The organism is Rhizobium sp. 10N414, assembly GCF_056394785.1.
In genome coordinates, this window is sequence record NZ_JBFTIN010000049.1 from 1 (window position 1) to 21,352 (window position 21,352).

Sequence of the window (21,352 nt, forward strand, 5' to 3'; positions counted from 1 at the left end):
TATGGATGCGGACATCGTATGGATGCGGACATCGGGATACTTGCGGGCGATCTTGGCAAGGAAGGTCGGCAGCATGCCCATGGTGGCCGGGTAGATGCTGCCGATCCTGATCTGGCGGATGCGACTGCCGCCGGCTGCCCGCGTCAGTTCGGTGGTCAGGTCGATGTCGCTTAAGATCCGCACACAGCGATCGTAAAAGGTTTCCCCTGCCCTGGTCAGTTCCACCCGTCTCGTCGAGCGGATGAACAGCGGACAGCCAAGCTCCCTTTCCAGCGACATCACATGATTGCTCAAGGCCGGCTGGGCAATGTGCATCCTGGCTGCCGCCCGGCCGAAGTGCAGTTCCTCGGCCACCGCTTTGAAATAGGAGAGTTGGCGTAGACCGTATGTTCTCAGATGAAGGCGGCTCACCCTCACCGTAAGCTAGTCGGGGGTTGCTTCGGAATGGCCGAAGCCGAGCCCCAAGCTTAGGGAGGATGAGCTATGGATCAGGATAACAGACTTTTCGTCGGTCTGGACGTTTCGAAACTGAAGATTTCTGTAGCCGTCGCGGACGGTGAGCGTGGTGGCGAGGTAAGATTTTTCGGGGACATACCCTCGGATCCGGCCTCGGTGTCATCCATTGTAAGAAGGCTGGCCAAACGAAGAGCTAAACTCCACTTTTGCTACGAGGCAGGGCCTACAGGTTACGAGCTTTACCGTCAGATCACCGAGATGGGTCATGACTGTGTTGTCGTGGCGCCGGCACTAATTCCTAAGCGTCCCGGAGATCGCGTAAAGACCAACCGGCGCGATGCGGTCAGCTTGGCAAGGCTGCATCGTGCGGGTGAGTTGACAGCGGTCTGGGTGCCTGACCGCGGGCATGAGGCAATGCGCGATCTGGTCCGCGCTCGAGACGCAGCACAAGAGGCGCAAAAGCGGGCACGTCAACAGCTACAATCGTTCCTGCTCCGTCATGGGCGCATTTATCCGGGGCGCACAGTTTGGTCGCAGGCCCATATGCGCTGGATGTCGACACTAAAGTTCGAGCATCCAGCCCACTTCATCGTGCTCAAGGAATACTGCCAAGCAATCGAGGATGCCGAAGTGCGCCTGCGGCGGTTAACGGATTTGATTACAGAGACTGTCAAATCCTGGACGATGGAGCCTGTCGTTCACGCATACCAAGCGTTGCGCGGTGTGTCGGTCATGGCCGCCATTGTCTTCGTCGTCGAAATCGGCGACATCCGCCGCTTCGAAAGTCCCCGCCAGCTGATGTCATTTCTCGGACTCGTTCCCTCAGAGAGTTCGACGGGCGAGCACGTCAAACGTGGCGGAATCACCAAGGCGGGAAACGGCCGTGCACGCCGCGTTCTTATCGAAGGCGCTTGGACTTACCGATTCCCGGCGCGGGTAAGCCGGACCAAGCAAAGGCAATTAACAGGCTTGCCGAGAGCGGTTGGTGAAATTGCATGGAAAGGACAGGTTCGGCTTTGCGCCCGTTACCGCGCAATGATTGCCGCTGGAAAGCACAAGGCCGTCACAATCACCGCGATCGCAAGGGAAATGGGGGCCTTCCTCTGGGCCATCGGCCAAGAGGTGCTGCCAGCTGTTCAGGCGTAACTTCGCACGCAAATTTGGCACGAGGTTAGCAGGAGAAGACGAGGTCAATCATCTGCGAATGCCTAAGGTAGGAGACAGGGCCCGGTCGGGGAATCTTCGAATGGAACTGGTGGCCGACATGGTCGATGCCCGAGCGTAGATAGAAGCAGCCCCAGGCGTACACACGGAAATGCGGTATCCAACCCGCGTATAAGAGTTTGCAAACCGTCGTCTCAACGCCCTGTCTCCTACCTTGCGCATTCGCTCAGGATCTTACAACCGACCAGCACTGGCCCGGATGGAGAGCTCGTGAGAGCTGCTCTTGCAAATGAACATAAGAGTTCCATGGGTTTCACAGCCTCGCACGAAATATCTGAATTTAAGATAACTGAAAATCAGATATAACGGAAGACCCCATCTCTTCATAGGTGGGCGTCACGTGGCAAAGACCTTAGGCAGTGAAAGACATAAGATCTTAATCGAGCTACTGATCGCGAAGCGTGAGGCTGCCGGCCTTACGCAAGTCGAGCTCGCCGCTAAGCTCGGTGAATATCAGTCGTTTGTCGCTCGGTTGGAGAGCGGCCAGCGCAGAGTTGATCTTGTTGAATTCTTGGAGCTATCCGAACTTCTCAGATTCGATGCTGTCGAGGTTTTGAAAACTATCGAGAAAGTTCCATCGCCTTGAGCGGATTTCGAAGATGACCCACCGGCTCATAACCGCTTGGTTGGGGTTCGAGTCCCTATCCGAACAACGTGACAGTTATGACCGCGTCCGGTGTTGCGCATCTCCACTGCGGCGAACTGCATCATGCGCTTGAGCTTTTTGGACGAGCAACCAAGCTCTCGCCACGTGACCTACTGGCTCACATACCCCTATGCGGAACTGCCCATACGCATATCGCTCTCGGACAGTATGAATTGGCTCTCTCGTATGCTGCGCGAGCGCTGGCATCCATTCCAAATTTCGATCCCACGTACTGGATGATGGCCGCTGCGCATGCTCATCTTGGTCGACTGGCAGAGGCGCGTTGCTATCTCGCCAAGTTGATGACCCTTTCCCCGTCAGTCACCATTGAAGGCATAAGATCGGGCTGAAGGGCTCGACGATTAGTGGACATTTTTGAGGTTGACGGTCGTGCTGAATTCGCCGTTCATCAGCCGCTTCAGGTGAAAGGCAGCAAGCGGGTCCTCGGGGTTGCGAGCAACCAGGGCAGCGAATGAAGCTACGGCACGAGGATTGCCGGTCTCCAATTCTTCGAAGGCCACCATATACGCCTGCGTTGCGCCGGTGGCATAACTTTGGGCCTCAAGCGGCTCGAAAGCGCGGATCGGCTCCACCCTGCCCCTGAGCAGGAGATCGCCCACAGGGCGGCCGCAGAACCCCTGCATGTTCGCTGCGAGGCTGGCACTCACGCAGATACGCGTGCCAAGCGCCTTGTTGGCCGCTTCCAAGCGTGCGGCAACGTTGATGGTGTCACCATAGGCGCTGTATTCGAAGAACTTTCCTCCACCGAAGTTGCCGACCACGGCCGTGCCGCAATGCGCGCCGATCCGAGTGTGGCCAAGGGTTATTCCCTTCCTGCACCAGTGTTCACGGAAGGACCGTGCGAAGGCGTCAAGAGCGAATGAGCAGGAGATCGCGCGACTGGCATGGTTCGGTTGTTCGACAGGTGCGCCGAACAGCACATGGATTGCGTCGCCAATGATTTTGGCGACCGTACCGTCATGGGCGAACACTATGTCGGTCATGCCAACGATGTAATCGTTGAGGAGTTGCCCGAGCACGTTCGGCTCGATCGTTTCCACCAGCGTGGTGAACCCCGTCAGATCGGTAAAGAGCGACGCAACATCCCTGCGCCTTCCACCAAGATCAAGAGCATCGGCGCTGCTGGCCAGGCGTTCAGCGAGATTCGGCGAAAAATAACGCGAAAGCGATGCACGCGCCGCCTCAGCCGCCGATTGCCTGCGCTGCGACTCACGCAACGCCTCGATGTGGTGGATCGTCTTGACGATCGTTGCCTCTAAGTCGGGAAAATCGATCGGCTTCGTTACGAAATCATATGCGCCGCGGTTCATCGCGATCCGGATATTGGCCATATCGCTGTAGGCGGAAACAATTATCGTGGACAAATCCTCGTCCATCTGCTGAAGCTTCGCCAGCAGCGAAAGACCATCCATACGCGGCATGTTGATGTCGCTTAGAACGATATCCACGTCGTTGTTGGCCGCAAGCATGGCCAACGCATCGATGCCGTCGCGGGCAAACAGGAAACGCAGCGTGCCGCCGAGAATTTCCTTCCGGAACTTCTGGACGAGAAGCATCTCCAGGTCCGGCTCGTCATCCACAACGAGTATGCTTGTACTCATGCGGCCCGCCCAATTCGCATGTCGATTTCCTCTCGCAATACGGCAAAGTCGATCGGTTTGGTCAACAGCGCTTCTGCGCCGTCTTCGATGGCCCTTCGCTTCGTCTCCGGATCGCCATAGGCGGTGATCATGATTACCGGCACGTCAGGCCGCAAGTTCCTCGCCTTGGGCAGCAATTCGAGCCCGCTCATCCCCGGCATGTTGACATCGGACAATATGAGAATGAGCGTCACGTCGGCCGCATTTGCGATCCGTTCGAGTGCTGAAGCCGCCGAACGAGTAAACTCCATCAAAAAGCGACCTGCGCGCAGGTCATGGCGGAATTGCTGCTTGAAAAGCAATTCGATGTCAGGTTCGTCATCGACCACCAGTATAAGGAGGCTCATGATTTGCCCTCCGGTATTGCAATCACTGCCGCAATCGCGGCAACCGGATGCGAAACTCGGTATATTGACCAGGCTCCGTCTCCATTTCGATCGAACCGGCATGTTGCTTGACGATGATATCGTGGCTGAGCGAAAGGCCGAGGCCCGTCCCCTCGCCAGCAGGCTTGGTCGTGAAAAAAGGCTCGAAAATCCGCTCGTGCAGCTCCGCCGGAATGCCAAGGCCATTGTCGCGGATAGTGATCTCGACGCTGTCGCCGAGGTTTTTGGTCATCGCGGCAAGCGTCGGCTCATAGCTGTCCCGGCGCTCTGAAGCGGCGCGTTTGCTAGTCGCATAGAAGCCGTTGGAGATCAGATTGAGAAGCACACGCGTAATCTCCTGCGGATAAAGATCAACATCCCCGGCTGTGGGATCGAGCGATTTCTCCAGTGTGATGTTGAAACCCTGCTTTTCGGCTCGAGCCCCATGATAGGCGAGACCGAGGCTCTCCTCGACAATTGTGTTGATATCGGCTGGCCGGTGCTCGCTTGCACCCTGACGTGAATGCAAGAGCATGTTCTTGACGATTGAATCGGCCCGCTTGCCGTGCTGGATGATCTTTTCGAGATTGCCCTTGAGCATCGCTGTGCGCTCGTCGATCTCAGTGCGCGTCGCGTCATCGGCTACAGTGCTGTCGAACAGCTGCCGAAGCTCGTCGAGCAACTCGACCGACAGCGCCGAGAAATTGTTGACGAAGTTCAGCGGGTTCTTAATCTCGTGCGCGATGCCAGCGGTAAGTTGTCCGAGCGAGGCGAGCTTCTCCGTCTGGATCAATCTGTCCTGCGCGGTTTTGAGTTCCTCGAGCGAGCACGACAGTTCCTCCGTTCTCGCCTGCACTTCCTTGAAGAGACGCACGTTTTCGATGGCGATAACGGCCTGGTCGGCGAAGGTCGATGCCAACTCGATCTGCTTGTCGGTGAAGGGCCGTACGGTTGAGCGGGTCAATGCGAGCACTCCGATCGGGCTTCCTTCCCGCAAGAGCGGTACCCCAAGGACGGTGCGAAACCCGCCAAGCCTTTGGGCCTCGGGCATTGCGTACTCCAGATCATCAAGCACATCGGCAACCTGGACCGGTCGGACCTCGGAGAGGGTTCGACCAACGATGCTTCCGCGCCCCGGTTCCAGCGGGAGGGCTCGAAAATAGTGGTCGAATTCCTTCGAAAATCCAAAACCCGCGACAGGGTAGTGGGCGTCTCCCATCGGTCGGGTCAACGTAGCAATATCTGCCTCGCAAAGACGTGCAGCTGACGCTACCAGAGTGTCGAGTACTGCCTGCAGATCGAATGCGGAGCGGCTGATGACCTTCAAAACGTCAGCCGTCGCGGTCTGTTGCGCCAGCGCCTCAGAGAGCTCTGCCGTTCGAGCCTTCACTTCGTCGAACAACCGCACGTTCTCGATCGCAATGACGGCCTGGTCGGCAAACGTCTGGATAAGCTCGATCTGCTTTTTGGTAAACGGCCTGACCTCGGTCCGGCGAATGACAAGGCCACCAATTGCTTCACCCTGCCGCAGCAACGGAACGGCCAGAGTTGTCCGGTGGCCCATCCGTACCGCCATGTTGTATCCGTCGGGAAAGTCGTCGGGCGCGGCTGCGAGGTCAGGCACATGGACGGGGCTTCGATCAACCACGGCTCGCCCGGTCGCCCAGCCCCGTGATACCGGCCAGCCAGGGAAGTCGATTGGAATTGGACCATGGTGTGCTTGCAGGTGGAGCATGTCTCCCTGTTTCAGGAGTATCGCCGCGTCGTGAGCCTCGCACAGCCGCTCGGCGGATTCGACAAGGGTATCAAGGACGGTCTGGAGGTCAAAAGCAGACCGACTGATGACCTTGAGAACATCCGCCGTTACCGTTTGCTGTTGCAGTGATTCTTTCAGCTCTAGGTTCCGCTCTTCCAAATCCGTAAACAGCCGAGCATTCTCGATGGCTATCCCTGCCTGGTCGGCGAAGGTCTTGAGAAGTGCGATCTGGCGATCAGGAAACAACCCAGGATCGGGCCGTGCGACGACAATGGTTCCGATCGGGGCATCCTCGCGCATGATCGGTACAGCCACCAGGCTTCTATAGTTCGAGGATTGAGCGCCCATGACGATATGGGCCGTGTATTCGGGATCGACGCGCCAGTCCTCTATCTGCTCCACCGATCGGCTGAGGATCGAACGCCCCGCAGTACTGCCTCGATGCGGCGGGGCTGGAGGCACAGTTGCTTCGGGTTCCAGCCCGTTATGCGCCACGAAATGCAACAATTCGCCATCATAGCGAAACACGTGGCAATATTGAGCGCCGCAAAGTCGGGCGGCGCGCTGCGCGATCGTGTCGAACACCGGCTGTACATCGGTCGGCGAAGTCGAGATAGCGCGAAGTATCTCGCTTGTTGCGGTCTGTTGTTCGAGCGCCTCGGCAAGCTCGCGCTTCAACACTTCGACCCGCTGCCTAGCGATGTCGCCTGTTTCCTCCTTGTTGCACCCCTCCAATTCGCTGTCCCCCATGATCCTGCCGAGCGTACACCGTTTTCCAATACGGCTTGCGCCCGACATCCAATCCCCATGGTGCCTGCAAGAAGGCGAGAATACTCCATCTAACCAATTGTGACGAGGTTCCTGAGCGAACTTCCCTACCGACTTCGTGACGTCTGCTTTTGGCGTTGACGTGCTTCGTCCTGCGCGGGGAAGTGTCCGCCCTGTCGCCGTGATCTCCGCCTGTGGCGGTCTGCTATTAGTCTAGCGGGTTCAATGTAGCAGGCTGTCTGTTTATCGACGGCCGCCAGCATGCCAGAGCCGAAAATTGCGATCATTCAACCAAAACACGCCTTCGACTCCGAGCGCCACCGGTTGTTGCCGCGAAGGAAAGCAAGGCCCCAAACGATGCCCCATCGACTTGCAGTGGCGATCGCGCATCTAGGCTATTTTCGCGATAAACTTGTGGCCCGCAGTTTCGCGTTCCACGAACTATGGAAGCTACCTGTCACCGCCGCTGAGTGAGGCAACAAGAAGAGCCGGCAATGAAGATCGTAAGCGAACCCGCTGTCGACCCGAAAGAGACACCCGCTATGCCGGGGCGTCCCCTGCTAAGCGGTCCAAAGCCTTAGCGTGCAACACCTTCGGACGCGACGGCTGGTGTCGTCATTTCGAGGCTCGCCGCGGTGGCGATCATGCTCACTGCGCGCTGCCGAATTGTGCGCGACCAATCTCTCTGCAGCCCAACCCAACGCTCGTCTAACGCCAAGTTTTTTGAGATAGTGAGCATGGCAGGTCACCTGATCTGCCCAGTTGTTGAGGGAGGATGTCCTATGCCACTGTTCATAACCACAGGGTGTTATACAACCACGTCAGCGAAGGGAATGATTGACAGTCCATCGGACCGAGAAAAGGCGGCCCGCGGCATCATGGAAGCAGCGGGCGGGAAACTGCATTCTTTCTACGTCACGACCGGCGAAAATGACTGGATGGCAATCACTGAATTCGACGACGGTGCTGACTTGGTCCCGGCACTGCTCGTCATCGGCGCATCGGGAGCCGTATCGAATGTCAAAACCGTGCGAGCCTACACGGGCTCGGAATTCAAGGCTGCGCAAGAGAAGGCGGGTACAATCGCATCTTCCTACAAGCCCCCGGCAAAATAAGCAGACCACTGGTTGAAACATCTCTGGCAGCGGAGGTTCGAACCGCTGCCAGAGCGTCAGCAGTGACAGCGGGAAGGCGCTCCGGGTTTAAAGCGTTGGTCACAGACTGGATTCATTGGCCGCTTGCGATCCATCATTCGAGGAGTGAGAAATAGATTGGTCGTCGGCGCGGTAGCCTCGGCCTTCTGCTTACTCACTACCTTTGGAATGGATTGCTTTGCCTTCGATGAGACTGGAGCCGCCGGAGTGGCTCAAGGGTCGTATGGTTAAAGAGTGCAGCGACCGCTGTAACCATGAAGGCGCGGTTCATTGGCATTCTCTTTGTCGAAGAACACACAGCCCGGCTCATCGCGTGTAGACGCAACATGAGGCTCCATTGGCGGCAAGGAACGCGTCCCGCGTTCCACGCCTACAGGGCCAGCCGGCCAGTTATGAACTTCATCTGCCAACCGCTTCATGCGAAACCAATGCGACCCGATGTGTCCGCGCTATCGCATCTCCTCCGGAGGCTTCACGTGCCGAAACTGGCGCAGCAGTAGCAAGTCATAGACGATCTTGAGCGCCGCGCAGATGAGGAACGGCCAAGCCCGATAGGACGCGGCGAATAGAGCGCCAGCGAGCGCGGGACTGGCCGCCGCCGCAAGGCTGCGCGGCACGGACGTAAAACTGGCCGCCGCCGCGCGCTCCGCGTCCGTCACCACAGCCATCACGTAAGACGAACGCGTTGGCACGTCCATCTGCGAGAGCGCAGCCCGAACCAGCAGAAAGCCAAGAGCCAAGGGCAAGCTCGGCGCGAGGGCCGCGAGGGCGAGCGCAATGCAGGATGGGATGTGGGTGAAGACCATGGTGTTGACGAGGCCTATGCGCTTTGACAGCCGCGCTGCCACCGGAAAAGAGAATGCAGAAAGGATACCCGTCCAGAAGAAGAATACGCCCGCCTGCGAAAGCGAAAGCTCGAAACGCTCAAAGAGCCACAGAGCCAGCAGCGACTGGACGGCGAATCCCCCCGCGAACGCATCGAGGCTGAACAGCGCGGCAAGCTTGACGACAATCGCGCGCGACGGGCCGAGAGGTGCCGGCTTATCGAGTTCGTGGCTCGGTGGGCGCGGCGGAATACGGGAGTAGAACAGGCCGCCGAGAAGCCCGAGGAAGGCATAGAGAACAAACATCAGCTTGATCGCCGTCAATTGATCGAGGCCAAGCTTCGTCATCAAGTCCGGCGTTGCGGCAGCGAGGCCTCCGAGAGCACCCGCGAACGCTCCAACGAGACTGTAGTGAGCGAACATGCTCGTGCGCTGACGATCCGGCGTCTCGCGCGCAAGAACTGCGTGCTCCAACGGTACGAAGACGCTGACGCTACCTGCGGACGGGTTCATCGTGCCGACGAAGGCGATAGCGAGTAGCGGCAGGTAATCGCTGGCGGAGGACATCGCGACGCCTGTCGCCACCATCCACACGGCCGCCACCAGAAGGAGCGCGCGAAGGTCAAGACGCGCACCGATGAGGCCGACGCCGATCGTAAGCAATGCGGAACCGAACAGTGAGGCCGTTGCGACAACGCCCACCTGAAACGGGGAAAATCCAAGACCGAGCAGGTAGACAGGCAGCAGGATCGCGACAAAGGCATCCGCGAAGTCGCGCAAGGCCCTTGATGCGAAAACGCAGTTAGTCGGTTTGAACGCAGCTGAGATCATCGCTTTCACGCGCTAAACCAGTCCGAAGATCGTCCCGTACAGGATGCCGAGGACCGAGCAAGCCGCTAGGACCGTCAGCATGCCAACCTTGAAGCGGAACACAGCGATAACAGCCGCCGTCGTGAGCACCAGCGAGGGGATGTTGACCGAGCTAAACACGGGAACATCCGCCGTCATGCCAAACCCGCGTGCTTCGTAAAGTGTTCCGAACAGCACGTGTAACGCAAACCACACGGCGAGGTTCAGGATCACCCCGACGACCGCCGCGGTAATGGCCGCCAAGGCTGCGGCGAGCGCCTTGTTGCTGCGCATCGTCTCCATGAAGGGCGCGCCAAGGAAAATCCAGAGGAAGCAAGGAACGAACATTACCCATGTCGTGAGCAGCCCGCCCACCGTACCTGCCAGCAAGGGGTTCAGCGATCCCGGCATGCGATACGCGCCCATGAAGCCGACGAACTGCGTGACCACGATCAACGGGCCGGGTGTGGTCTCGGCCATTCCGAGGCCGTCGAGCATCTCGCCAGGCTTCAGCCAGTGATAGTGTTCGACCGCCTGCTGGGCGACGTAGGAAAGGACAGCATAGGCGCCTCCGAAGGTGACCATAGCCATCTTGGAGAAAAAGACCGCTATGTCGGTGAACACGCTGTCCTGTCCCAAAACCAGCAGGAGCGCCAGAACCGGACCGCCCCAGAGCAGTAGCCCGACCGCGGCCACCTTGAACCACCAATATGCGTTTGGCCGCACATGGTCCGGTATTTCCTCGCCGATGGCGCTATCGATGTCAGCGACCTGCTTTCCCCCGATCTTGCCGTGTCCGCCGCCAGCAAGGAATTCTTCCCAGCCCAGCCGGCCGCCGATGTATCCGATCAGGCCCGCGGCGAAGACGACCAGCGGGAACGGAGCGTGGAATAGCGCGAGCGCGACGAACGCGCCCGCGGCAAGGCCGACCATTGCCTTGTTCTTGAGTGCGCGGCGTCCGATCCTGAGAACCGCCTCCAAAACGATTGCCAGGACAGCGGCCTTCAGCCCGAAAAAGAGCGCCTGGACGAAACCCACATTGCCGAAGATGGCATATATCCAGCTCAGCGCCATGATCGCTACGGCACCCGGCAGGACGAACAGAGTTTCGGCCACCAGCCCGCCCTTGGTCTTGTGCAACAGCCAGCCGATGTAGATCGCGAGCTGCTGCGCCTCGGGGCCTGGAAGTAAGGTGCAGTAGTTCAACGCATGAAGGAACCGCGTCTCTCCGATCCAGCGTTTCTCCTCGACAATGATCCGATGCATGACGGCGATCTGCCCGGCGGGGCCGCCGAAGCTGAGGGCCGCCACACGGGCCCAGACCTTGACCGCCTCTCCAAACGAGATGCCGTGGGACGACACGTCGGCTGGCTTCGTTTCGCGGTGGCGGAATGTTTCCGTATCGTGCATTTGCTGCTGTCCCTGCTACCCGCGCGTGGCGCGGAAATACTGATAGAGGTTGTCGAAGACCGGCCTGCCCTGCGCAATCCGCTCGTCGTCCTGGGGATTGGCGGCGCAGATTCCGGCGATCAGGCTGGCGATTCCGGTCGCCTCCTCGCGCCCGAACTTCGCATCCTTCAAGTCGATGTCGTGCACGATCTCGGCGATGGCCTGCAAGGCAGGTTCGGCGAGCCCGCCCTTGTGAGGAGGACCTCGAAACTGCAGCTGTCTCCTTCGTGGGTGATTTCGCCTTCGAACATGTCTGTGCGTCGCCGATTGAAAGTCAAGGCGGACCGCCAGATAACCCTCATCGCAGCGCTGTTTTCGGCGCTGCGATGATCCTTATCGGTTGGCATGCAGTTGTGAGCCGCTAAGCCTTCCCCATGCGCATGAACAATGTAGGCTTCATGTCCGGTTTGCTGAGGCTGTAGACCGCGTAGGAGGCATTGGGATCATCCCCCATCCCCAGCGATCCGGCTGGCATGCCAGGTACCGCAAGACCGGCAATCTGCTGCCGTTCGTTCATGATCTTTTGGACAGCCTGCAGTGGAACGTGCCCTTCGAAGAAATAGTCGCCAACAACGGCCGTATGGCAACCTTGCATATTTTCGGGGATGCCGAGCCTTGCTTTCACTGCAGTGAAATCCTCATTGCGAACGACTACGTTGAAATCAGCGTCGGCCATGGCTCGACCCCAGGCCTCACAGCAGCCGCAACTTGGGTCCTTGTAAAGGTCCATCTGGATCTGTGAAGCACGCGCGGGGCCAGTCAAAGCGGCAACTGCACCGGTCGCGGCGAGACACATAAAAGCTCTGCGTTTCATCTCTTTTTCCTTTTCCATCATCCATAAATCGGGTGCCAGCGACTCCCTGTGTGTATCTCTCGGCCACGAATGCGGTGTGGCCCCTTGACCTTCCAACCATGGGAAGCGCCACATGTTACAGGTCACTTGAATTGGAGACCTTCGATGTACGAATTCAACATCCAGAACATGACCTGCGGCCACTGTGCGGGCACGGTGGAAAAAGCAATCAAAGCCGCCGATCCCACCGCTCAGGCCAAGGTCGACCTCCCGACCCGGACGGTTAAGGTGGAAACGGCTCTCGACCCTGCCACTATTGCGGCGGCTATCGAGAACGCGGGTTACCCGAACACCTTCACGTCGCTCTAGTCCTCTCAGGCCGCGTAACAACGCCCTCCTTGACAAGAAAACAGCGGATGCGCCCCGGAGTGTAAGGGCGCACCCGCCGTCAGGCCTCGTACCCGACATATGTCATCATCCCGCTCGCCATATGGTACAGGTGATGACAATGGAATGGCCAATGGCCGGGGTTATCGGCGTCGAACGCAATCGTCACCTTAGACATCATCGGCAACAAGACTGTATCGCGGACAGCTCCGGTCACTCGCCGTCTGTTGACCCCGACGACCTGGAACTTGTGGCCATGTAGATGCATCGGATGAGACATCATCGACATGTTCCTGATCCCGATTTCGACGCGGTCCCCCGAAGTGACATCAAGAGCGTCGCCCTGGATGCTCCACGCGTACTTCGTCATGTCTCCAGAAAGCGTGACCTCGTAGGACTTGTCGATCCGACGTTTTGCCAAGGGTGTTAGTGGCCGGAGACCTTGTTCGAGGTCGAGTCCAAGTAATGGACCGTTTGCATCACCACTTGTCGCAATCCTTGTGACGTCCTCGCCGGGTGTGGCGAGGACAAAGCCTGTCCGTTGAGGTGCACCCTCACGAAGCGCAAGAACGGGGAAACTGCCACCCTCCTTCGGAACCGCCACAACGATATCCAGGCGTTGGCCCATCGTGGCCGGGAACTGTCGCCCATGAACCGGCTCGATCTCGTGGCCATCGACGGCAACCAGTGTTGCGTCCAATCCTCCAGTGTCGATGGTGAAGCCAGTAGCCGTCGCGCCATTGATCAGCCGGATGCGAACGCGCCCGCCTTTCTCGACCTGGAAGACCTCTGGATCATCAAGCGTGCGGTCATTGGCAAGGTAGGCATCGTATTCGATGTCGTTGATGTCCATCCCTCCCATCGCCATTCCGTGGCCCATCGGCATGTTACCCATGTCCATCTTCATGGAACCGCCGGACATGTTCATCATGGACCCCATGTCGTGGCCGGACATGTCCATGCCTCCACCTTTGCCTTTCAGCTCGGCAAGCAACTCCTCTGGGGATTTGAACGAGAAGTCGTGCAGCAGAACCACGACCTCCTGCTCGTCACGCTTATTATCCTCCGCGCTATGGATGATCAGGGGCGCGGCAAGAAGGCTCTGCTCCTGCAGTGTGTGGGCGTGCATCCAGTGGGTACCACCGTATGCAAGGGGGAAGTTGTAGTGTCGGCTTTCCCCTGGTTTGATCAGGGCAGCGGGATTGTCCGGTACGCCGTCCTGGTCCCATGGCGGCGTCAACCCATGCCAGTGGATCAGTGTTGGGGCGTCGATCTGGCTGGACAGCTGGACATCGAAAGCCGCGTCGGCATCGAGTATCAGCCCCGGCGAGCCGTCCGGCCGAGTTAGGCCGAGCACGCTCGCAGGCTTTCCATTCACCTCGATGGTTCTCTTGGCGATGTTCAGCTTCTGGGTTGTTCCGGCCACAGGATTGGTCTCGGCACCTGCCCGGGTCGCGACAGAATTGACGAAGGCATAGGCGGCGGCCGCAGCCATTGTGCGGGTGAGAAATTCGCGTCTGTACATATTCGTTGTCCGGTTTCGAGAGTCTGGGCGCAATGCGCCAGCGAAGAAACGTCAGACACCAATACGAGGCGGATCGAGCCCGGGCGGCACCGAGTGGCCTGTCAACGGAGAGACCTGTATCCCATAGACCATCAGATGAGACACCTGCAGGAACTCCGAACCTCCAGAGTAGAAAGGTGTCGCACATATCGAGCAAGTCGAAACGCAACAGTTTCCGGCGGCTGGATGCGACGATTCAGAATGCCGGTGGGCATTGTCCGTTATTGCAGCAGAGTGATCCTGCACCACAATATGAAAGGAAGCTGAGCTGTCAGCACAGTGAGCAGCGTGGGCGGCCGCAAATGGCGCGAACACCAAGCCAAAGGCCACAATGACCATCGTGGCAAGACGCATCAATTTTCGATCCAAGTTCCCTGCCATGCCATCCAGCATATTATGGATTGATTGCAACAGTAAACACGATGGCGTGACGCGGCGTTGATCCACATCAAACAGATGAAAGAAGTCCCTTGACCTTCCCATCATGGGAAGGATTACTTATCTGTGCAGTGAAATGAGGAATCCCCCATGACTGCGCTGACCCAATTCGAAAAAAGCCAAGCCCGCCCGATACCGACCGAGTTCGAAATCGAGGGTATGTCGTGCGCATCTTGCGTCGTCCGCGTGGAGAAAGCGATCAAGTCACTCCCCGGCGTGGACCATGCCTCGGTCAATCTCGCCACTGAACGCGCCAGCGTGATCTTCAAGGACGTTGTTGATCCAGGCTCCGTCTTACGGGCCATTGAGGACGCGGGCTATCAGGCCAAGGTCGACACACAGGAGTTCGGTGTCGAAGGAATGACATGTGCCTCCTGTGTGGCCCGCGTCGAGAAGGCGCTCAAAGCGGTCCCCGGCGTCATTGACGCCTCGGTGAACCTGGCAACTGAGCGGGCGACTGTCCGTGTGGCAGCGGGTGCTGTCCAGACGCCAGCGCTTGAAGCTGCTGTAAGGAATGCCGGATACGATGTCCGCGGCCTGCACACGGCGCAGGCCTCCGAAACAAAAGACCACCGAACTGCCGAAATCTCCAAGCTCAAGGTCCTGCTAGCGGTCTCGGCAACGCTTACTTTGCCGCTCTTCTTGCTGGAAATGGGGTCTCACTTCATCCCGGGCGTTCATGAACTGATCATGGACACCGTCGGTATGGAGAACAATCTCTACCTCCAGTTCGTCCTGGCAACCATCGTTCTGTTCGGACCGGGCCTGCGCTTTTTCCAGAAGGGCGTGCCAAACCTGATCCGCTGGACACCTGACATGAATTCGCTGGTCGTGCTCGGAACCACGGCGGCCTGGCTCTACTCCGTCGTGGCCACGTTCGCACCGGGCGTGCTGCCGTCCGGCACTGCTAACGTCTATTACGAGGCAGCCGCTATTATCGTGACGCTAATCCTGCTGGGGCGCTTCCTGGAAGCCCGCGCCAAGGGACAGACGAGCCAAGCAATCAAGCGGCTGATCGGCCTGCAGGCGAAGACCGCGTTCGTATCGCGTAACGACGAATTCATCGAAACGCAGATCGAAGACGTTATCGTCGGCGACCTCCTTCGTATCCGCCCGGGCGAAAAGGTGCCGGTCGATGGCATCGTCGTCACCGGAAGCTCGTTTGTGGATGAATCGATGATCACGGGTGAACCGATCCCCGTTGAAAAAGCAGCCGAAAGCCAAGTCGTCGGGGGGACGATCAACACGAACGGCACTTTCATCTTCAAGGCGACCAAGGTCGGCAGCGACACTCTGCTGGCGCAGATCATCAAGATGGTCGAGGCCGCACAAGGATCGAAGCTGCCAATCCAGGCCCTGGTCGACAAGGTCACCGGCTGGTTCGTCCCGGCGGTGATCCTCACTGCGGCGCTTACCTTCGTCGGCTGGTACCTGCTAGGCCCCTCTCCTGCATTGAGCTTCGCGCTCGTCAACGCGGTCGCCGTGCTCATTATTGCCTGCCCATGCGCCATGGGTCTGGCCACGCCGACCTCGATCATGGTCGGAACAGGCCGTGCGGCTGAACTCGGCATCCTGTTTCGAAAGGGTGAAGCTTTGCAGCGCCTTCGCGAAGCCGATGTCGTCGCTCTCGACAAGACCGGCACCCTGACGAAGGGCCGCCCTGAACTGACCGATATTGAGGTCCGGGACGGATATCCCGAAGTCGAGGTCCTGCAACTGGTCGCCAGCGTCGAGACCCTGTCAGAGCATCCGATTGCCAAGGCATTGGCCGCAGCGGCTTGGGAACGGGGCATTCATGTTCTTCCCGTCACCGAGTTCTTGGCGAACCCCGGTTTGGGGATTGAAGGCTCGGTCAACGGCCGAAAAGTCCTGGTCGGTGCTGACCGCGCTTTGGAGAAAGCGGGTATCGACCTCGGCCAATTCCGTGACAAAGCGGCCGCTCTTGGCGATCAGGGGAAGTCGCCCCTTTATGCGGCCATCGACGGTGATCTCGCGGCGATCATCGCGGTCTCTGATCCTGTAAAGGAAACAACCCCGGCAGCCGTGGCCGCGCTTCACGCGCTCGGTCTGAAGGTCGCGATGATCACTGGAGACAACAAACGGACCGCCGACGCAATCGCTCGCCAATTGGGCATAGACGAGGTCGTGGCCGAAGTCCTTCCGGACGGCAAGGTTGAGGCCGTGAAGTGTCTGCGGGCTGGCGGCCGTAAGGTGGCCTTCATCGGCGACGGCATCAATGACGCTCCGGCTTTGACCGAAGCGGATGTCGGCCTTGCTGTCGGCACGGGAACAGACATTGCCATCGAAAGTGCGGACGTCGTGCTGATGTCCGGCGACCTGAACGGCGTTCCGAAGGCCATCGCCCTCAGCAAGGCGACGATCCGGAACATCAAGCAGAACCTGTTTTGGGCCTTTGCTTACAATGTCAGCCTGATCCCGGTGGCCGCAGGCGTGCTGTACCCGGTAAACGGCACGCTAATGTCGCCGATATTCGCAGCAGCCGCCATGGCGATGTCCAGCGTCTTCGTACTCGGAAACGCGCTACGCCTTCGCTCTGTAAACCCATAACCCATACGAAGCGGGCTGGCCCGGAACGGCCGCCTGTATCCAAGGAGATCGACCATGAATATCGGACAGGCTGCCAAGGCGAGCGGCGTTTCGGCAAAGATGATCCGCTACTACGAACAGATCAAGCTGATCACGCCCGCTCACCGAACGGAATCGAGCTACCGAACCTACGCCGACAACGATATCCACACGCTGCGTTTCATCCGCCGCGCCCGCGATCTCGGGTTTTCCGTGGAGCAGATGAAGACGTTGCTCGCTCTTTGGCGGGACCGCTCTCGCGCAAGCGCGGACGTCAAGACAATCGCTATGGAGCATATTGCAGAACTGGAGCGGAAGGCCGCCGCCATCCATGCGATGACGGAGACCCTGAAGCATCTCGCCAACCACTGCCACGGTGATGAACGACCCGACTGCCCGATTATCGAGGAATTCGCCAACGCAAGCGACGAAGAGGATGTGCCAGCCATGAACGCCCGGTTCGGCGTGAACGGTATCAGGCCCGAGCAGCCGGTGCGAGGGTGACTGCTATTCCATGCGGAACCTGACGTGACAGGTCGTGCACGTCTGTAGCATCAGGTGGAAGGCATGCTCGGCAGGAATAGACGAAAGCTCGGCCTCGCTCTGGACATGCGTGCCAAGCGGCCCGCCGCCCATCGGCTCGCCGGGCTTCATCCGCATGCTGTCGGTCATCGCCGACGGATTCTTCTCGGCGGCGACAGCCAGCGCCGCCGCATAGGACTTGAGGTCATTTGCCAGACGGTCGAAACGGTCGCGTTCCTCGATGATATTTGGCTTCGCCTTCGAGGCCGGAGATGCAACTTCCGACGCGAAATGGTCGATCAGCGTTTGACCCGCCTTGTCCCGAATAAGCTCGGCTGCCCATTTGAACTCGGGCGAAGAATAGGTTGAAGGCATCTTGAACATTCCAGCGATGGACTTGGTGGCAGCCGCGATTGCCTTCATATCCGCCTGGCGGACGGTCACGATGTCATCCGCGCAAACCGCAGCAGACGCGACAGCCACAAAAATCAATGAACCGAGAATACCGGACCTCATGGCATCCCTTCGCTAACAGGATTGATGCACGAACCGGGCAAGGCCCGGCATCGACTTGAATTTGATCAAGATCAATGTCTTACTTTGCGTCTCAGCTATCTACAGACATTGGCAAGATTCAGCCCAGTTCGATTTAGCGACGAGGTTCAAGGACGGAAAGTTATGGTCGCGGTTTTCATCGCAGTCCTGCTCTTCCTTTCCCCTGTGATGCCGGGCTTCACAGCCGACCTCTCCGTTGTTCCCCACACGCACGTTTCGGCCGGCCAGATTGGTCACGAGGATTGCGACGATTCAAAACCGCATAGTGTCCCTGGCCAATGCTGCGCCCTGCAGTGTCTGGTGTTCGTCGCAGAAGCTGTTGCGACAGAAATCCATCACATTCCGAGTTTCATCGAGGTTGCCTATCGGGAACCCGTCGGCCACCTGACCGGCGTCATGTTCCCGCCGTCGCTGGGACCACCCCGTACCGCTGCTTGATCGAACGAGCGTGGCCATGTTCGGCCGCGCGAACTGGCAACGGAACACACGGAGTGTCTCGTGACAACGGTACATCATCACGACCATGTAACCGGCGAGCCGGTGATCTATACCTGTCCCATGCATCCCCAGATACGACAACCCGGCCCAGGGAACTGTCCGATCTGCGGCATGACCCTTGAACCCGAAGTCGTGACAGCAGAGACCGGGCCCAGCGCCGAGCTGATCGATATGCAACGGCGGTTCTGGATCGGCCTGGTGCTTTCTCTGCCAGTCCTGGCGCTGGAGATGGGCGGCCACCTCACGAATTTGCACACGCTTCTCGGCGCTCAGACGTCGAACTGGGTACAGATGGTTCTGGCCACCCCGGTCGTGCTTTGGGCTGGCTGGCCGTTCTTTCAACGGGGATGGCAGTCCCTGGTCAGCCGTCACCTCAACATGTTTACCCTGATCGCGATGGGAACCGGGGTCGCCTGGATTTACAGTGCGGTCGCGACCGTGTTCCCGGAAATCTTCCCCGAAACAGTACGCTCGAACGACGGTGCGGTGGCGGTCTACTTTGAAGCCGCCGCAGTCATCACGGTCCTCGTATTGTTGGGCCAGGTCCTTGAGCTTCGGGCTCGCGAGCAGACGGGCGGAGCGATCCGGGCCCTGCTCGATCTTGCTCCGAAGATGGCGCGACGCGTGAAACCGGATGGTTCCGACGAAGATGTCGGCCTCGATGTCATCGTGGTCGGGGACTGGCTTCGGGTTCGGCCCGGCGAGAAAGTACCGGTCGATGGCATCCTCCTCGAAGGCAGAAGCTCGGTCGACGAGTCCATGATCACGGGCGAGTCCATGCCTGTCACAAAGGAAACGGGGTCGAAGCTGATCGGCGGCACCATGAACCAGACCGGCGGTTTCGTCATGGAGGCCGGAAAGGTCGGCCGTGACACGATGCTGTCCCAGATCGTGCGGATGGTCGCCGAGGCGCAGCGCTCTCGTGCGCCGATCCAGCGCTTGGCCGACCAGGTGTCGGGCTGGTTCGTGCCTGTCGTCATCGTCATTGCGATCATCGCCTTTGTCGCATGGTTGTTGATCGGTCCGGAGCCACGATTTGCCCATGGGTTGGTCGCCGCCGTCGCTGTCCTGATCATTGCGTGCCCATGCGCCTTGGGGCTGGCGACACCGATGTCGATCATGGTCGGCGTCGGTCGCGGCGCAAGGCTCGGGGTCCTGATCAAGAACGCCGAGGCATTGGAACGGATTGAAAAGATCAACACTCTCGTGGTTGACAAGACCGGCACGCTCACCGAGGGCCGTCCGAAAGTGACAGCCATCATTCCCCGCGATGGCATGGCGGCTGATGACGTCCTGCAGTTGGCTGCCAGCCTGGAGCGGTCGAGCGAGCATCCGCTTGCCCATGCCATCGTCGTCGCTGCTCAAGAGCAGAATCTCCCTCTCCAAGACGCGCAAGACTTTGACAGTCCCGTTGGCAAAGGCGTGACGGGCACTGTTGCCGGGAAGAAGCTCATCCTTGGAAGCCACAGGATCATGGCCGACGCTAACGTCGACGTCCTGCCAATGACCGATCAAGCGGAGGAACTCCGAGACGAAGGCGCAACCGTCATCTTCCTGGCAATCGATGGCTCGCTGGCCGGTCTCTTTGCCATCGCCGACCCGATCAAGACCACGACACCGCAGGCCGTTAAGGCGCTGATGGACGAAGGTGTCGAAGTTGTCATGCTGACCGGTGACAACAAGACGACGGCAGCTGCGGTAGCCCGCAAGCTCGGCATCGTCAAGGTGGAGGCGGAAGTTCTTCCGGAGGACAAGAGCAAGATCGTCTCGCGATTGAGGAGCGAAGGCCGCATCGTTGCCATGGCTGGGGACGGCGTCAATGATGCACCGGCACTTGCAGCGGCCGACGTCGGAATTGCCATGGGAACAGGAACGGACGTCGCCATCGAAAGTGCGGGCGTAACCCTGCTGAAGGGCGATCTACGAGGCATCGTCAGGGCAAGGCAGCTTAGCCGGGCGACGATGCGCAACATCCGGCAGAACCTGTTCTTCGCCTTCATCTACAACGCCGCTGGCGTGCCGATAGCTGCGGGCGCTCTCTATCCCGTCTTCGGAATACTGCTCTCCCCCGTCATCGCCGCCGCCGCCATGGCCCTGTCGTCCGTGAGCGTTGTCGGCAATTCCCTCAGACTTAGGAGTATCGGACTATGAATTCGCGCACCTGGATTTTGATGGCGGCATCACTTGGCATCATCGCCGTGTTCTTCGTGCTACGGGAGCATTGGGCGCACGCCCTTGGCGTCGCCCCATACCTCCTTCTTTTGGCATGTCCCCTGATGCACCTCTTCCATGGACACGGTGGTCATGGAGGTCACGACCACAAGGACGGCGCGTGATGACTTACGAGGACTCCGCGACAAGCACCATCGACCTGCTGGCTCCGCCGCAGCAGGTCTTCGCGTTCCTCGATGATCCAACCGTTGTCGGAGCCCACATGCAGAAGCCCTCGCTGATGATGCTGGGGGCCACCATGCAATACGACGTCGATCCTGGGAAAGGACAAGCTGTCGGCTCCATCGTAAAGATGCGCGGCAAGGTTCTCGGCATGGAGCTGTTTGTCGAGGAGATCATCACCGAGTGGCATCCACCGTGGCGGAAGTCGTGGCAAACGCTCGGCCGTCCGAAGTTGCTGGTCATCGACTCCTATCACATGGACTTCGTCATCAGGCCGATCTCAGAAGGCTCCCGGGTAATCGTGAAAATCCAATACTCGTATTCCCTCAGCCCGGTGGGCAGCTGGCTAGGGGGCGTTCCCGCAAAGGCATATGCGCGGTGGTGCGTATTAAAAATGACGTCAGAGGCGGGGAATCACTTCCCCCAGCCTCCGAAAAGAACCTGAATGGAAGGCCGGTCACCC

Annotated in this window: 20 protein-coding genes; 10 read left to right on the forward strand and 10 right to left on the reverse strand. The window is 59.1% G+C overall.

Going from position 1 to position 21,352, the window contains the following annotated elements; all coding sequences use genetic code 11:
* Window positions 1-411: LysR family transcriptional regulator (locus tag AC1DE4_RS27795; protein ID WP_477884031.1), on the reverse strand; the 411-nt coding region annotated here is incomplete at its 3' end.
* Window positions 412-483: 72 nt separating this feature from the next.
* Here AC1DE4_RS27795 and AC1DE4_RS27800 point away from each other — a divergent pair.
* Window positions 484-1,602 carry an IS110 family RNA-guided transposase gene (locus AC1DE4_RS27800; RefSeq protein WP_477884033.1) on the forward strand — a complete coding sequence of 373 codons (1,119 nt, stop codon included), beginning with the start codon at window positions 484-486 and terminating at the stop codon, window positions 1,600-1,602.
* A 418-nt stretch (window positions 1,603-2,020) separates the two neighbouring features.
* The gene (locus AC1DE4_RS27805; RefSeq protein ID WP_025662523.1) at window positions 2,021-2,266 is read left to right on the forward strand and encodes a helix-turn-helix domain-containing protein; all 246 of its coding nucleotides are present in this window, start codon (window positions 2,021-2,023) and stop codon (window positions 2,264-2,266) included.
* 422 nt (window positions 2,267-2,688) lie between these two features.
* Here the strand turns inward: AC1DE4_RS27805 and AC1DE4_RS27810 are convergent, their stop codons facing one another.
* From AC1DE4_RS27810 to AC1DE4_RS27820, 3 genes are read right to left on the reverse strand one after another with little or no spacing between them, the layout of a single operon-like run.
* Window positions 2,689-3,948 carry an adenylate/guanylate cyclase domain-containing protein gene (locus tag AC1DE4_RS27810; RefSeq protein WP_477884035.1) on the reverse strand — a complete coding sequence of 420 codons (1,260 nt, stop codon included), beginning with the start codon at window positions 3,946-3,948 and terminating at the stop codon, window positions 2,689-2,691.
* The gene (locus AC1DE4_RS27815; RefSeq protein WP_477884037.1) at window positions 3,945-4,334 is read right to left on the reverse strand and encodes a response regulator; all 390 of its coding nucleotides are present in this window, start codon (window positions 4,332-4,334) and stop codon (window positions 3,945-3,947) included. Before AC1DE4_RS27815 ends, AC1DE4_RS27810 begins: the two co-directional genes overlap by 4 nt.
* 22 nt (window positions 4,335-4,356) lie before the next feature.
* Window positions 4,357-6,858, reverse strand: a complete 2,502-nt coding sequence (locus tag AC1DE4_RS27820; protein WP_477884039.1) for a GAF domain-containing protein — start codon at window positions 6,856-6,858, stop codon at window positions 4,357-4,359.
* Window positions 6,859-7,658: 800 nt separating this feature from the next.
* Here AC1DE4_RS27820 and AC1DE4_RS27825 point away from each other — a divergent pair.
* Complete coding sequence (locus tag AC1DE4_RS27825) at window positions 7,659-7,991, forward strand: GYD domain-containing protein (protein WP_477884080.1); 333 nt, start codon at window positions 7,659-7,661, stop codon at window positions 7,989-7,991.
* Between the two features lie 488 nt (window positions 7,992-8,479).
* On the opposite strand, the gene AC1DE4_RS27830 is transcribed toward AC1DE4_RS27825, so the two are convergent.
* From AC1DE4_RS27830 to AC1DE4_RS27845, 4 genes are all read right to left on the reverse strand, one after another.
* Window positions 8,480-9,685 carry an MFS transporter gene (locus tag AC1DE4_RS27830; RefSeq protein ID WP_477884041.1) on the reverse strand — a complete coding sequence of 402 codons (1,206 nt, stop codon included), beginning with the start codon at window positions 9,683-9,685 and terminating at the stop codon, window positions 8,480-8,482.
* Between the two features lie 12 nt (window positions 9,686-9,697).
* On the reverse strand, window positions 9,698-11,113 hold the full coding sequence (chrA, locus tag AC1DE4_RS27835; protein ID WP_477884043.1) for a chromate efflux transporter: 1,416 nt from the start codon (window positions 11,111-11,113) through the stop codon (window positions 9,698-9,700).
* Between the two features lie 15 nt (window positions 11,114-11,128).
* Complete coding sequence (locus tag AC1DE4_RS27840; protein WP_477884045.1) at window positions 11,129-11,320, reverse strand: chromate resistance protein ChrB domain-containing protein; 192 nt, start codon at window positions 11,318-11,320, stop codon at window positions 11,129-11,131.
* Window positions 11,321-11,513: 193 nt separating this feature from the next.
* Window positions 11,514-11,966: a DUF411 domain-containing protein gene (locus AC1DE4_RS27845; protein ID WP_477884082.1), complete on the reverse strand. Its 453-nt coding sequence runs from the start codon at window positions 11,964-11,966 to the stop codon at window positions 11,514-11,516.
* A 144-nt stretch (window positions 11,967-12,110) separates the two neighbouring features.
* Here AC1DE4_RS27845 and AC1DE4_RS27850 point away from each other — a divergent pair, with 144 nt between their 5' ends.
* Entirely contained in the window at window positions 12,111-12,314 is a 204-nt protein-coding gene (locus AC1DE4_RS27850) for a heavy-metal-associated domain-containing protein (protein ID WP_477884047.1), read from the forward strand.
* Window positions 12,315-12,393: 79 nt separating this feature from the next.
* On the opposite strand, the gene AC1DE4_RS27855 is transcribed toward AC1DE4_RS27850, so the two are convergent.
* Window positions 12,394-13,857, reverse strand: coding sequence for a multicopper oxidase family protein (locus tag AC1DE4_RS27855; RefSeq protein WP_477884049.1), 1,464 nt, complete (start codon window positions 13,855-13,857; stop codon window positions 12,394-12,396).
* 567 nt (window positions 13,858-14,424) lie between these two features.
* Between AC1DE4_RS27855 and AC1DE4_RS27860 the strand changes: the two genes are divergently transcribed.
* Entirely contained in the window at window positions 14,425-16,902 is a 2,478-nt protein-coding gene (locus AC1DE4_RS27860) for a heavy metal translocating P-type ATPase (protein ID WP_477884051.1), read from the forward strand.
* A gap of 54 nt (window positions 16,903-16,956) precedes the next feature.
* Window positions 16,957-17,424: a Cu(I)-responsive transcriptional regulator gene (cueR, locus tag AC1DE4_RS27865; protein WP_477884053.1), complete on the forward strand. Its 468-nt coding sequence runs from the start codon at window positions 16,957-16,959 to the stop codon at window positions 17,422-17,424.
* Between the two features lie 3 nt (window positions 17,425-17,427).
* On the opposite strand, the gene AC1DE4_RS27870 is transcribed toward cueR, so the two are convergent.
* On the reverse strand, window positions 17,428-17,958 hold the full coding sequence (locus AC1DE4_RS27870; protein WP_477884055.1) for a cytochrome c: 531 nt from the start codon (window positions 17,956-17,958) through the stop codon (window positions 17,428-17,430).
* A gap of 162 nt (window positions 17,959-18,120) precedes the next feature.
* Between AC1DE4_RS27870 and AC1DE4_RS27875 the strand changes: the two genes are divergently transcribed.
* The 4 genes from AC1DE4_RS27875 (at window position 18,121) to AC1DE4_RS27890 (ending at window position 21,334) form a co-directional block, all read left to right on the forward strand.
* Window positions 18,121-18,435, forward strand: a complete 315-nt coding sequence (locus tag AC1DE4_RS27875) for a hypothetical protein (RefSeq protein WP_477884057.1) — start codon at window positions 18,121-18,123, stop codon at window positions 18,433-18,435.
* 120 nt (window positions 18,436-18,555) lie between these two features.
* Entirely contained in the window at window positions 18,556-20,646 is a 2,091-nt protein-coding gene (locus AC1DE4_RS27880) for a copper-transporting P-type ATPase (RefSeq protein WP_477884084.1), read from the forward strand.
* Window positions 20,643-20,831: a DUF2933 domain-containing protein gene (locus AC1DE4_RS27885; RefSeq protein ID WP_477884059.1), complete on the forward strand. Its 189-nt coding sequence runs from the start codon at window positions 20,643-20,645 to the stop codon at window positions 20,829-20,831. Before AC1DE4_RS27880 ends, AC1DE4_RS27885 begins: the two co-directional genes overlap by 4 nt.
* Entirely contained in the window at window positions 20,831-21,334 is a 504-nt protein-coding gene (locus tag AC1DE4_RS27890; protein WP_477884086.1) for an SRPBCC family protein, read from the forward strand. The genes AC1DE4_RS27885 and AC1DE4_RS27890 overlap by 1 nt, the downstream gene beginning before the upstream one ends.
* Window positions 21,335-21,352: the final 18 nt, after the last annotated feature.

Bases quoted from the DNA above. Each gene is read 5' to 3' on its own strand.
- AC1DE4_RS27800 (WP_477884033.1), top strand. From the start codon at position 484: ATGGATCAGGATAACAGACTTTTCGTCGGTCTGGACGTTTCGAAACTG.
- AC1DE4_RS27810 (WP_477884035.1), bottom strand. From the start codon at position 3,948: ATGAGTACAAGCATACTCGTTGTGGATGACGAGCCGGACCTGGAGATG.
- AC1DE4_RS27815 (WP_477884037.1), bottom strand. From the start codon at position 4,334: ATGAGCCTCCTTATACTGGTGGTCGATGACGAACCTGACATCGAATTG.
- AC1DE4_RS27820 (WP_477884039.1), bottom strand. From the start codon at position 6,858: ATGGGGGACAGCGAATTGGAGGGGTGCAACAAGGAGGAAACAGGCGAC.
- AC1DE4_RS27825 (WP_477884080.1), top strand. From the start codon at position 7,659: ATGCCACTGTTCATAACCACAGGGTGTTATACAACCACGTCAGCGAAG.
- AC1DE4_RS27830 (WP_477884041.1), bottom strand. From the start codon at position 9,685: ATGATCTCAGCTGCGTTCAAACCGACTAACTGCGTTTTCGCATCAAGG.
- chrA (WP_477884043.1), bottom strand. From the start codon at position 11,113: ATGCACGATACGGAAACATTCCGCCACCGCGAAACGAAGCCAGCCGAC.
- AC1DE4_RS27845 (WP_477884082.1), bottom strand. From the start codon at position 11,966: ATGAAACGCAGAGCTTTTATGTGTCTCGCCGCGACCGGTGCAGTTGCC.
- AC1DE4_RS27850 (WP_477884047.1), top strand. From the start codon at position 12,111: ATGTACGAATTCAACATCCAGAACATGACCTGCGGCCACTGTGCGGGC.
- AC1DE4_RS27855 (WP_477884049.1), bottom strand. From the start codon at position 13,857: ATGTACAGACGCGAATTTCTCACCCGCACAATGGCTGCGGCCGCCGCC.
- AC1DE4_RS27860 (WP_477884051.1), top strand. From the start codon at position 14,425: ATGACTGCGCTGACCCAATTCGAAAAAAGCCAAGCCCGCCCGATACCG.
- cueR (WP_477884053.1), top strand. From the start codon at position 16,957: ATGAATATCGGACAGGCTGCCAAGGCGAGCGGCGTTTCGGCAAAGATG.
- AC1DE4_RS27870 (WP_477884055.1), bottom strand. From the start codon at position 17,958: ATGAGGTCCGGTATTCTCGGTTCATTGATTTTTGTGGCTGTCGCGTCT.
- AC1DE4_RS27875 (WP_477884057.1), top strand. From the start codon at position 18,121: ATGGTCGCGGTTTTCATCGCAGTCCTGCTCTTCCTTTCCCCTGTGATG.
- AC1DE4_RS27880 (WP_477884084.1), top strand. From the start codon at position 18,556: ATGCATCCCCAGATACGACAACCCGGCCCAGGGAACTGTCCGATCTGC.
- AC1DE4_RS27885 (WP_477884059.1), top strand. From the start codon at position 20,643: ATGAATTCGCGCACCTGGATTTTGATGGCGGCATCACTTGGCATCATC.
- AC1DE4_RS27890 (WP_477884086.1), top strand. From the start codon at position 20,831: ATGACTTACGAGGACTCCGCGACAAGCACCATCGACCTGCTGGCTCCG.